The organism is Bacillus pseudomycoides DSM 12442 (assembly GCF_000161455.1).
Classification (GTDB): Bacteria; Bacillota; Bacilli; order Bacillales; family Bacillaceae_G; genus Bacillus_A; species Bacillus_A pseudomycoides.
In genome coordinates this window covers 4,494,774-4,507,617 of record NZ_CM000745.1, presented here as the reverse complement: position 1 = coordinate 4,507,617, position 12,844 = coordinate 4,494,774, and the positions used below count along the sequence as shown (strand labels likewise).

Here is a 12,844-nt window from a genome sequence, read left to right as displayed (position 1 = left end):
ATGAATGAATCAGTGAGGTTTCATAATGTAACAAAAAAATATAAAATGCATAGCAAAAACTCTGAGAAATTAAAGGATATTCTGTATCCTGGAGGATTTGGTGAAGACTTTTATGCATTAAGAAATTTAGAATTTGAGGCTCAAAAAGGCGATGTTATTGGTATTGTTGGGGTAAATGGTTCTGGGAAATCTACAATGTCTAATTTGATTGCTGGAATTACACCGCCTACAACTGGAAGTATAGACATAAAAGGGAAAGTCGCACTTATTGCAATCGCAGCTGGTCTTAATAATCAATTGTCAGGTAGAGAAAACATTGAGCTTAAATGCTTAATGATGGGAATGAGTAAAGCACAAATTGAAAAGTTAACACCTGAAATTATTGATTTTGCTGATATAGGTAAGTTTATTGATATGCCAGTAAAAAAATATTCTAGCGGGATGAAATCGCGTTTAGGATTCGCGATTTCAGTTAGTATTAATCCAGATGTACTCGTAATTGATGAAGCTTTATCAGTAGGTGATCAAACATTTGCTGATAAATGTTTAAACCGTATGAATGAATTTAAAGAACAGGGCAAAACAATATTTTTTGTTAGCCATTCTTTAGGACAAGTGAAAAAATTCTGTACAAAGGCTCTATGGCTTGAATACGGTGAAATTAGAGACTATGGTCCTATTGAGGAAGTAATGCCGAAGTATGAAAGTTTCTTAAAAGAATATAAGGCAATGAGTAAAGAAGAGCAGCAAAACTTCAAAAAAGAAGCAATGGAGAAACAGGCGGGAAAAGGGTTGGCAGAGGTAAATATTGCTTCAAAGGAGGTTCCAAAAGAGGTTCCAAAAGAAGCTTCCAATTATGCACCTAGATTAAGTGGAGCGCATGTTCACAGTAAGAATAATCGAATCAAACGTAAGTATATTGCTGGCTTAATTGGTGTATTACTAATTACAACTATAAGTGGATTGACGTATTGGCAAAGGGATAATATCTTTTCTCCTTTACAGGCTAAAGAACAAAAGAAAGAACAATCTAGACAAGCAAAGGTTGTTAAACAAGAGAAGAATCCATTAGCTGATTTAGATGTTCGGTATGTAAATTCTGCTAAAGCTCGTGTGAGAAGTGTGCCAGCGTTAGAGGGACAAGCGATTGCTACTATGGTATTTGGAACACCTTTTGTGGTAAAGGATCAGAAAAAAGATGAAAAATCTGGGGTCAATTGGTTGAAGGCTATTTATGATAATGGGGAAGAAGGATGGGTTAGTGAAGAGATAGTAAGCTCAATTCCATTTACTCATGCATTATCTTATGAGGATGTTGTAAATAAAATAAAAAAATTAGAAGGTACTTCTCAAAATCTGGAACAAGCCCTTACTTTTTTAGGTAAGCGTAAAGAGGATGTTACTAGTATAATAGGTATTCCTCAAAATGAAGAAAAAGTACCAGAAGGAGTACTAACAAAATATAAAGAAATTGATGTTTTATATAATAATCAATTGATTGTTAAACAGGTAAGTCTTAAGAACGTAAATATATTGAAGGCAACGTTGTTAGAACAATTGGGTGAAGCACAATTGAAAAACGAAGATAGTTCTTTATTAATTTATCGATCTGATAAGTTTGATTTTAAGTTTGCTTCTAATGGTTCAACAATTGAGCAAATATTCATCTCTGATATGTTAAAATAAGGAAAATTATTGATGTAATAAGTGTGTTTGTTAATTGTTCAATCAAGTAAATATAAAAAAATATATATTACTAGGAGGAATATCATTGAAAAAAGTAAGAAAAGCTATTATTCCAGCAGCTGGATTAGGGACTCGCTTCCTACCAGCAACAAAAGCAATGCCAAAAGAAATGTTACCAATTGTTGATAAACCAACAATTCAATATATCGTGGAAGAGGCAATTGCGTCTGGAATTGAAGATATTATTATCGTAACAGGAAAAGGAAAACGTGCAATTGAAGATCATTTCGATCATTCCTTTGAATTAGAACAAAACTTACTATCAAAAGGAAAGTATGAAACTCTTGAAAAAGTACAAGAATCTTCAAAGATCAATATTCATTATATTCGCCAAAAAGAGCCTAAAGGTTTAGGACATGCTGTGTGGTGTGCACGTAAATTTATTGGAAACGAACCATTTGCAGTATTACTTGGTGATGATATTGTGCAAGCGGATACGCCGTGCTTACGCCAATTAATGAATCAATATGAGAATACACAATCATCGGTAATTGGTGTTCAAACTGTTCCAGAGAATGAAACGCATCGCTATGGTATTATTGATCCGTTAGAGAAAAAGGATCGCAGTTATCAAGTGAGTAAATTTGTTGAAAAACCTGCTAAAGGAACAGCACCATCTAATTTAGCGATTATGGGACGTTACGTGTTAACGCCAGAAATCTTTATGTTCTTAGAAGATCAACAAACTGGAGCAGGCGGAGAAATTCAGTTAACAGATGCGATTCAGCGTTTAAATGAAATTCAACGTGTATTTGCATATGATTTCGAAGGAAAACGCTATGATGTTGGAGAAAAGCTTGGATTCATTCAAACAACTGTTGAAATGGCACTACAACATGAAGAGTTAAAGAAAGAGCTATTAGATTATATGAAAAAGTTAGTGGAAAGCGAAATGATTTGTAACTAAGCTTTAACGATACAAAAAAGAACTTAAGTCTATTTCATTAGAAATAAGTTTTTGTAGATTCCAGTCAATATGTTGGGGAAAAATTAAGTCTATGTTAGTTTTGGAATGGGACTTTCTAATGTTATTTCTCTTTCATTAATCGTCAAAAGAGGATAATATTGTTTCATTTATTTATAAATGGTTATCGGCTACTTATAGTATGCTACTATTTTGCTTCATTTTTTAATAAGAGGACCTCAACTCTATAATTCAACAATTGTTTTTAAACTCTTTTATAAGCGGTTGTTGGACATATAGATACCGTCACAAGAATTTAATTGGGTAATATGCATATGACTATACGATCTTTACTTCCTTGCAATAATTATTTATGAGATTATGTGTGAATTTATATGAAGATAATTGAATGGGATATTCTAGGTAGAGAGTGAATTGGACGTATAAATTTATATTGACGGGGGTATTATCAAGAACTAAAATGAATAATACATGAGTATATTATGATTAATGAAACGAAACGTTTGTTTTGTTAATCAAATCTATACTTGAAAAGTTCAATTTTCTTATCTTGCATTAAATTACATTGAATATATAAATATTAATTTAAATATATAAATATTAATTTAAATATACAAATGTTAATTTAAATATACGTGTTAACGCTAGGATAAATATGTATAATTTTGATTGATTTCCCCTAACTATGAAAAGTAAATATACATAGGTATATAGTTGAAAACTTACAGAGTAAGGCTTTGTTTAAAAGACTGTGCAATGTTCTATGTGGAGGATACTAACACTAATTCCTTTATAGTGTTACATGAAATAATGTAACACTATAAAGGGATTTTTGAGGATTTATTCATGCTTTAGGGTCAGTCATTGTAATAAAAATTAGGAGTGATTTTGTACATCTTTGAACAAGTGGAAATATGTATATTCGGATGGTGATTTGTAAATATATTCAGATGTAAATTAAATGATGTTGTTCAATATATATGTAACTTCATTTTTAATCAATTAAATAATAGTGGAGGGGAAGTATGGAGAAGGAAATAAATTTAAAAAGCTTGTTTAATATTATAAAAAGAAGATTTTGGATTATGGCAGTAATCACAATATTGGCCGGATTAGTTGGTGGGATATACAGTTTTTTTATGAAAACGCCTTTATATTCATCTTCCGCAAGGATCCTTATTCCGGCAAATCCTGAAGCAATGGGTACACTTAAAGTGATGATTAAAGAACCTGTTGTTTTAGAAAAAGTAGCGCAGCAACTAAATTTGAAAAAATCAGCAGGCGCATTAAGCGGACAGATAAGTGTTGGAAAGGTGGAAGAATCACAGATTGTCACTATAACAGCTATAGATACTAATCCAGTGCAGGCTGCCCAAATTGCTAATGTTACAGCAAATGTTTATAAAGAAGAAGCAAAATCTGTTATGAATTTCGGAAGTGTTCGTATTTTAACAGAAGCAAACGCACAAGGAAACCCTTCGCCAATAAACTTAAATCATGCAGGTACGATAGAGCTGGCCATGGCTGCCGCATTTATATTGAGTATAGGGATCGTTTTCTTATTGGATTCCCTTGATGAAACAATTAAATCGGAACGTGATATTGAAAAGTTACTACCGATCCCTGTTTTAGGAAGTGTTTCCCAAATGAAAAAAAATAATATAATAGATAAAAACAGTAAGAAAGAAAGTGTAATGGTAGGAGGAAAAACATTTGATTCTTAATAAAAAACAAAGTCGTCCTCTTGATAATAGTAATTTAATTGCGCATACAGCTCCGAATTCGAAGGTTGCTGAGGAGTATCGAACAATTCGTACTAATCTTCAGTTTGTATCTGAAGCAGATAAAAAAAGAACTATAATAATTACTTCTCCTGGATATGGGGAAGGAAAAACCATTACTGTGGCAAATTTGGCGGTTTCTATGGCTCAGCAGGATGAAAGGGTCTTAGTCATTGATGCGGATTTAAGAACTTCAGAACTACATAAAATTTTTGGAATAGAAAATAGATGGGGATTAACAAATATCCTAGAGGGAAAAGTAACGCTAGAGAAGGCGGTAATTCAGACGGAAATCAAAAATGTACATGTTTTAACAAGTGGTTCTGAAGTTAAAAATCCAGCTGAGCTACTTAGCTTACCATCCATGCAAGATTTAATTAACAAAGTAATAGAACAATATGACGTTATTTTATTTGACTCTTCACCTCTTTTGGAAGTAACAGACACGAGTATACTAGCTAGTCAGTGTGATGGCGTATTGTTGGTATTAAGTTGCAATCAAACTGCTAGTGAAGCGGTAGTTGAAGCAGAAAGAGTGTTAGGTTTAAGCAACAGTAGGTTTCTAGGGGCTATTTTGAATAAAAAGGTATAAGAGCTTTATTCAAATCAGTTATGCGGACGATGCTCATACAGTACTTTTTAGCTCATAGGGTAAGGAGGAAGGACATTCTTCGGTAGAGAATGAAAGGTCACCTATAAAAAAAGTATATGGTACGGTGATGTCTCCTTACCGCTATCAATGGAGGCACTCGATTATGCTGTGGGTTAAAACACCTTAGACGTTAGTCGTCAAGAGCGTGATGTGAGGGAGGGTTAAATGCCCGTGTTTATTTGAAGTTTCTGTCTAGAAAGTCTTTTTGAAGGATCTTGTAGACAGGAACTTTATATTAGTTAGTCATTTATTTCCTTCCTTAAATCTTTAGTTAGATATATAGATAAAAATATTAGTTACAAAAAATTGAGAGAGGGGCCTATTATGACGTATCATCAAAGATTGTTTCTATTAATTTTAGTAGATTCCTTAATTGTATTAACCACGATTTTCTTTAGTCGCTTTTTAGTAAGTGCTGATTTCCACGTTATAACATTGCCTATTGTAGCAAGTGCGATGACCTTGCTTCTTAGCCATCATATTTTTTCTTTTATTTATAAGCTATATAAAAAAGCATGGGAGTATGCAAGTATAGGCGAACTACTCATTATTTTGAAAGCAGTTACACTTTCTATTATCACAACAGCAGTAGTACAAAAAATATTACTCCATGATATTTATTTCCGTCTACTTGTTGTTACTTGGATGATCCATGTTTTATTGATCGGAGGATCACGTTTTTTATGGCGAATGTTCCGAGATGCTTATATCCAAAAGGGTGACAATAAAAAACGAACGCTAATTATTGGTGCAGGTTCTGCAGGTACAATGGTTGTACGGCAGTTGTTGAATAATAATGAAACAGAATTACTACCAGTTGCTTTTATTGATGACAATATAAAGAAACACGGACTGGATATACTTGGAATACCAGTGGTCGGGGGAGTGAATCGCATTGAATCTACTGTTCAGAAATTAGGCATCGACAGTATCATCATAGCAATTCCTTCACTTAGTAAGAAAGAATTAAATATGATTTTCCAAGAGTGTTCTAAGACAAAAATGAAAACACAAATTCTTCCGATGTTAGAGGATTTAGTGACTGGAAAGGTTTCAGTAAATGAATTTCGTGATGTTCAGGTAGAAGATTTATTAGGGCGTGAGCCGGTTGAATTAGATATTGAAAGTATTTCAGATTTTATAACTAATAAAGTTATTTTAGTAACTGGTGCAGGTGGCTCAATTGGGTCTGAAATTTGTCGTCAAATCGCACATTTTAACCCAAAACAATTGATTTTATTAGGTCATGGTGAAAATAGTATCTATTCCATTGAAATGGAATTAAAAGAGCTATACAGTGACACCGATATTATCTTTACTACAGAAATTGCTGATGTACAGGATGATATGAAAATGATGTCAGTCATGAGTCAATATCATCCTCAAGTTGTTTATCATGCTGCTGCACATAAGCATGTACCCTTAATGGAACGTAATCCTGAAGAAGCGATAAAAAATAATTTGATCGGGACAACAAACGTAGCAACAGCAGCAAGTTGGCATGGAGTTGAGACGTTTGTAATGATTTCTACAGATAAAGCTGTGAATCCTACGAGTGTAATGGGAGCGACAAAAAGGCTTGCTGAAATGGTAATCCAAAACTTAGACAAAACAAGTAGTACGAAATTTGTGGCTGTACGATTTGGAAATGTATTAGGAAGCCGTGGTAGTGTTATACCACTGTTCAAAAAGCAAATTAAGCAAGGGGGACCAGTGACTGTCACTGATCCAAAAATGATTCGTTACTTTATGACAATTCCAGAAGCATCTAAACTTGTAATACAGGCTGGGGCATTAGCTAAAGGTGGGGAGATATTCATTTTGGATATGGGTGATCCTGTCAAAATAGTGGATCTTGCGAAAAACTTAATTACATTATCAGGACATTCATTAGATGAGATACAAATAAAGTTCACTGGAATGAGACCTGGAGAGAAGCTTTTTGAAGAATTGTTGAAAAAAGAAGAAGTGCATGAGCAACAAATCCATCCTAAAATTTACATAGGCAAAACATCAAATCTTTATATAAAAGAAATTGAAGAAATTATTCAAACATACCCTAATTTTGAGAAATTAGAATTGAGAGAACAGGTATTGGCATTGGCAAATAACCGTATAGCTTCGCAAAATATAGTGTGAATGTCGATTTGAATACGTGCGTTTAGATACGTATTTTACTATTTAGAAAAATGAAGTATGTACAGGTTACAGGCTGTTTAGACAGATTATAACGAGTGTAGGGTGATATATGTGGGAAATAAAGTATTGTTCTGTGCAACAGTAGATATTCATTTTAAAGCATTTCACTTGCCGTATATGAAATGGTTTAAAGAACAGGGATGGGAAGTTCATGTTGCTGCTGCCGGCAACATGGATCTTCCATACGTGGATAAGAAGTATGAACTTTCTATTCAAAGATCCCCTTTGCAGCCCAAGAACATTAAGGCTTATAAAGAGTTGAAAGCTATCATTGATAAAAATGGATATAAAATTATTCATTGCCATACACCAATGGGGGGGGCCCTTACACGTTTGGCAGCAAGAAATGCTAGAAAATATGGAACAAAGGTTTTATATACTGCTCACGGATTCCACTTTTGTAAAGGTGCCCCGCTAATAAATTGGTTATTATATTATCCTATTGAAAAAGTAATGGCAAATTACACAGACTGTCTGATCACAATAAATCAAGAGGATTATGATCTGGCTGTTCAGCGGCGTTTCAAAGCAGTTGAAATTGAACAAGTACACGGAGTGGGAGTAGACACAGAATACTTTAAACCAGCTGATGAGAGTCAAAAGCTTTATCTGAGGAGTGAGATGGGATATAAGCCCACTGATTTCTTGATGTTCTATGCGGCTGAGTTTAATAAAAATAAAAATCAACAATTTTTGATTCGATCATTGGCTCTAATAAAGGATAGTGTCCCAAACGCAAGGCTTCTATTGGCTGGAAACGGTCCCTCACTAGAGGATTGTAAAGATCTGGCTAAACAAATTGGCGTATTTGAAATGGTGGACTTCCTTGGTTATCGGAATGATATCTCGAAAATTTTATCCGCCTGCGATATTGCGGTTGCATCGAGTCTTCGCGAAGGTCTGCCGGTTAATATTATGGAGGCCATGGCTTGTGGGTTACCGATAATTGCAAGTGAGAACAGAGGACATTTGGAACTTGTAGAGGATAAAGTAAATGGCTATATCATTTCCAATCAAGATGCTCAAATGTTTGGTTTAAGAGTACTAGAGATGAACAAATCAAAAGACGTACTTGTAAAAATGGGTATTGAAAGCAAAAAGAAAATGCATAAATATTCGATTATTCAAGTTGAATCTGAATTGAGTTCTATTTATGGGAAATACATTCTGGAGGAAACAGATGAAACCGAAAATCAGTATAATAGTTCCTGTCTATAATGTTGAAACTTTATTAGGAAGGTGTTTAAACAGCCTAACGTCACAAACACTCGAAGATATCGAAATCATTATGGTAAACGATGGCTCAACAGATAAGAGTGCAGGTATACTTAATGAGTACGCAAAGAAAGATAAAAGAATTATAGTGATTGAAAAAGAAAACGGTGGTGTTTCTTCAGCAAGAAATGCAGGTATTCAAACCGCGAGCGGAGAATATATTGGGTTTGTTGATCCGGATGATTGGATAGACATGGACATGTACGAAACCTTGTATCAGGAAGCAGTTCAAGGTAAGGCAGACGTTGTTATGTGTACATATACTCGTGAATTTGGAAGTCATTCAAAAGAGAAGAAATTTGATCTTCCTGAAAAAGTTTGTTATGAAGGCGAAGAAATTAAGGCAAACGTAATGAGACGTTTAATCGGTCCTATAAATGAAGAAATAGGAAATCCAGAATTCTTAGATGCTTGGGGAACTGTTTGGTCAAAGCTTTATCGTTCTGAGGTTATTAAAGAAAACGCGATTCAGTTTGTGGATTTAAGTTTTATTGGTACAAATGAGGACTCATTATTTAATATACAGACATTTTATTATGTTGATAAATTTGTTTTTTTAAATAAGCCTTTTTATCATTACTGGAAGACAAATGCAGCTTCCGTCACGTCTAATTACAAACCGGAATTGATGAACCAATGGTTTAATCTTTATGACATAATCGAGCAATTTTTAGAAGATAAGCAGCTATCAGGAAATTTTCGATTAGCCTTAAATAATCGTATTTGTCTTAATACGCTCGGACTTGGCTTAAATACAATGAGTAAAAGTAATCGCATATCTCCATTAACGAAATTTAACAGATTAAGTAAAATACTAAATGATAATCGGATAAGGCGTTCTTTTAAACAATTAGAGATGAATCACTTCCCTATTGTTTGGAAGGCGTTTTACTTTTGCGTAAAATATAGGTTTACCGCAGGGTATTATTTTATGTTAGTGGCAATAGATTCACTCAGAAAGATGATGAGATAGGAGTGGTACTCTTGAAACCTATTCGTATACTTCAAGTAGTTACCGTCATGAATCGCGGCGGGCTTGAAACTATGTTGATGAATTATTATCGAAGAATAGATCGTAGTAAGATTCAATTTGATTTTATGGTACATAGAACAGATAAGGGACATTATGATGATGAAATAATGAAGCTTGGCGGGAAGATTTATCGAATGCCACAGATACGACCTGGAAATTATCGCCGTTATTTTAAATTACTCAAAGAGTTCTTTGCTACTAATCCTGAATATAAAGTAGTACATTCCCATATCAATGAGAACAGTAGTTTTGTATTAAGAGCAGCGAAAAATGCAGGTGTTCCATGCCGTATTGCGCATAGTCATTTAAGTGATTTAGGTATTGATATAAAACTTCCTTTTCGACTATATGCAAGATTTATGATGAAAGACAACCCGACTGCATATTTTGCATGTTCGAAAAAAGCAGGAGAATGGTTGTTTGGAAAGAAACAGACAAATTCTAATGAAGTAACGGTTCTAAATAACGCAGTGAATGTTGAAGAATTTAAATATAATGAAAGTAAAAGAAGTAAAGTAAGAGAAGAAATTGGGGCAAATGATAATACGTTAGTTATAGGGCATGTAGGAAGATTTAATAAGCAAAAGAATCATGAATTCTTAATAGATATTTTCCATGCTGTACATAAAAAGAACCCAGAATCTATACTGACTCTCATAGGAGAGGGTACCCTACGTGCAAGCATTGAAAAAAAAGTCGCGGACTTAGGGTTGTCTTCTAAAGTCAGATTTCTAGGAACTAGAACCGATATCCCGCAATTGATGCAAGGATTTGATATTTTTCTTTTTCCTTCGCTTTTTGAAGGCTTGCCAGTTGTACTAGTGGAAGCACAGGCTGCAGGTTTAAATTGTGTGGTGTCTGATGCAATTACTAGTGAATCTAACTTGACTGACCGAATGAAATTTATGAGCTTAAAGAGTTCAACGGAATTATGGGCAGATTATATTCTTTCCTCATCATTGGAGCATGAGGATACAACAAATGTAATGCAAAATAGTGGCTATGATACGGCTACTATGGCAAACTGGTTGACAGATTACTATTATGCACATGCCTATAAATAATAAAAATTTGATACAGGAGGGTTTGCAATGACGCCACTCTTAACCGTTTTTACGCCTACATATAATCGTGCATATACCCTTCATTTATGTTATGAAAGTTTAAAGAGGCAAAAATGTAAAGATTTTATTTGGTTAATTATTGATGATGGCTCTAATGATAACACAAAGGAACTTATTGATACTTGGATTGTAGAAGATGTCGTTCCCATTCGTTATCATTACCAAGAAAATCAAGGTATGCATGGAGCACACAATACCGCTTATGAATTAATTGATACAGAATTAAATGTGTGTATAGACTCGGATGATTATATGGCTGAAGATGCTGTTGAAAAGATTGCTTCATTTTGGAAGGCGCATGGAAGTAAGAAGTTTGCTGGAATAGTCGGGTTGGATGCGAAACAGAATGGAGAAATCATTGGAACTAAAATGCCATCTAATATTAAATCTTCCACACTGTCAGGTTTGTATGGTCTTCATGGGGTCAGAGGCGATAAGAAACTAGTTTATCGTTCGGAATTGACAAGAAATTCTTTGCCATATCCTATATTTTCAGGAGAAAAGTACTGTCCGCTCAGTTATAAGTATATTTTAATTGATCAACAATGTCCTTTACTTATTATGAATGAAGTCTTATGCCATGTGGAATATTTAGATGATGGTTCGAGTATGAACATGATTAAACAATATAAGAAAAATCCGCGTGGGTTTTTATTCTTCAGAAAGGTTGCTATGCAGTATGCTCCTTCTTTTAAGGAGAGATTTCGAGAATCCATACATTATGTATCTAGTAATCTGATGATTAGAAATTATGCTTTTCTTAAAGAATCACCATGTAAGGGTACTACTTTCCTGGCGATACCTTTCGGGATTCTTCTCTATCTTTATATACAGAATACAAGTAATAAAACCGTTTCGAAGCGCCATTAAGAAGCTGAAGGTATACCGGTAATTGTTGTGCAAGCTTGCAATAATTGGCTAATGAATCTGTTAATATATTTATGTGTAAATATATCTATTTTCTTCAGTGCTTTTGCATGTCTAAGTTACTTGCTTGTTTGCTGTGTGGAAGGAGTTATGGAATGACTATATTATGGATAAACCTTTTTGTAGTTTACATTTTATCTTTTTTTTCAAGATATTCTGCAAAGAGCATGAGCAATGGGATCGTTCCAGTTCAACCAAATAAAATGCTTAGTTTCTTGGCAATGGCATCGCTTGTTATTGTATCGGGACTTAGAAATAATATTGGTGATACTTATTTTTACATGTATTCCTATGCCCACAATGAATTTAGTTGGAGCAATATTGATTTCTCAGGGGATTTTGGGTTTGATCTTTTACAGATGTTTCTGCAACACTTCTCAAAAGATCCGCAGATAATGGTATTTTTTGTCGCCTTAGTGACAAATGTATTAATTGTAATAACTCTTTATAAATACTCCCGGATGCTTGAATTAGCCTTATTTGTATATATTACAGGTGGAATGTATTTAGTATCCATGAATGGAATCAGGCAGTTTTTAGCAGCATCTATTGTCTTTCTGGCCACAAAATATATTTTTAATGGAAATTGGAAAAAATATATTTTAATTGTACTTTTAGCAGCTATGATTCATAAGTCAGCGCTTGTTTTAATCCCAATTTATTTTTTGGTTAGGAGAAAGGCTTGGGCATGGGATACGTACGTATTGCTGTTCTTCTCGGTCATTATAGTAATTGGGTTTAACCAATTCTCATCAGCTTTGTTCTCGGCATTAGAATCAACTCAGTATGGACACTACAAGGACTTTGCAGAGGGAGGAGCAAATGTATTACGTGTTGCAGTTAGTGCTGTACCAATAGTTCTTGCATATCTTGGAAGAGAAAAATTAAGAGAAGTCTTTCCGAAAAGTGATTACATTGTAAACATGTCTTTAATTGGCTTAGTGTTCATGATTATTTCAACGCAAAATTGGATATTTGCAAGATTCACCATTTATTTCAGTTTATATCAATTAATTTTAATTTCATGGATTGTTGTATTATTTTCTAAAAAGGATAGGAATTTCGTATATTACGGACTTTTATTGTGTTATCTCATTTATTATTTTTACGAGAGTGTAATAAGTTTAGGTATCATTTATACAAGTAAATATCTATCTTTATAGATTTTTCAGTAACACTACT

General features: G+C 33.9%; 10 protein-coding genes. All 10 read left to right on the top strand.

Annotated features, from left to right (window positions below; all coding sequences use genetic code 11):
• Complete coding sequence (gene tagH, locus BPMYX0001_RS22950; RefSeq protein ID WP_006096629.1) at nt 1–1,686, top strand: teichoic acids export ABC transporter ATP-binding subunit TagH; 1,686 nt, start codon at nt 1–3, stop codon at nt 1,684–1,686.
• A gap of 85 nt (nt 1,687–1,771) precedes the next feature.
• On the top strand, nt 1,772–2,653 hold the full coding sequence (gene galU / locus BPMYX0001_RS22945; protein ID WP_033799254.1) for a UTP--glucose-1-phosphate uridylyltransferase GalU: 882 nt from the start codon (nt 1,772–1,774) through the stop codon (nt 2,651–2,653).
• A 1,043-nt stretch (nt 2,654–3,696) separates the two neighbouring features.
• Nucleotides 3,697–4,395: a YveK family protein gene (locus tag BPMYX0001_RS22940; RefSeq protein ID WP_006096627.1), complete on the top strand. Its 699-nt coding sequence runs from the start codon at nt 3,697–3,699 to the stop codon at nt 4,393–4,395.
• Complete coding sequence (locus BPMYX0001_RS22935; RefSeq protein ID WP_033799253.1) at nt 4,385–5,044, top strand: CpsD/CapB family tyrosine-protein kinase; 660 nt, start codon at nt 4,385–4,387, stop codon at nt 5,042–5,044. Before BPMYX0001_RS22940 ends, BPMYX0001_RS22935 begins: the two co-directional genes overlap by 11 nt.
• A 384-nt stretch (nt 5,045–5,428) precedes the next feature.
• On the top strand, nt 5,429–7,243 hold the full coding sequence (locus tag BPMYX0001_RS22930; protein ID WP_006096625.1) for a polysaccharide biosynthesis protein: 1,815 nt from the start codon (nt 5,429–5,431) through the stop codon (nt 7,241–7,243).
• Between the two features lie 111 nt (nt 7,244–7,354).
• Nucleotides 7,355–8,521 (top strand): glycosyltransferase family 4 protein, encoded by a 1,167-nt coding sequence (locus tag BPMYX0001_RS22925; RefSeq protein WP_033799252.1) that lies wholly within the window; start codon nt 7,355–7,357, stop codon nt 8,519–8,521.
• On the top strand, nt 8,484–9,551 hold the full coding sequence (locus BPMYX0001_RS22920; RefSeq protein ID WP_033799251.1) for a glycosyltransferase: 1,068 nt from the start codon (nt 8,484–8,486) through the stop codon (nt 9,549–9,551). The genes BPMYX0001_RS22925 and BPMYX0001_RS22920 overlap by 38 nt, the downstream gene beginning before the upstream one ends.
• 11 nt (nt 9,552–9,562) lie before the next feature.
• Nucleotides 9,563–10,675: a glycosyltransferase family 1 protein gene (locus BPMYX0001_RS22915; protein WP_033799250.1), complete on the top strand. Its 1,113-nt coding sequence runs from the start codon at nt 9,563–9,565 to the stop codon at nt 10,673–10,675.
• Nucleotides 10,676–10,702: 27 nt separating this feature from the next.
• A complete protein-coding gene (locus tag BPMYX0001_RS22910) occupies nt 10,703–11,605 on the top strand; it encodes a glycosyltransferase family 2 protein (protein WP_006096621.1) in 903 nt (300 codons plus the stop codon).
• Between the two features lie 152 nt (nt 11,606–11,757).
• The gene (locus BPMYX0001_RS22905) at nt 11,758–12,825 is read left to right on the top strand and encodes an EpsG family protein (RefSeq protein ID WP_033799249.1); all 1,068 of its coding nucleotides are present in this window, start codon (nt 11,758–11,760) and stop codon (nt 12,823–12,825) included.
• Nucleotides 12,826–12,844: the final 19 nt, after the last annotated feature.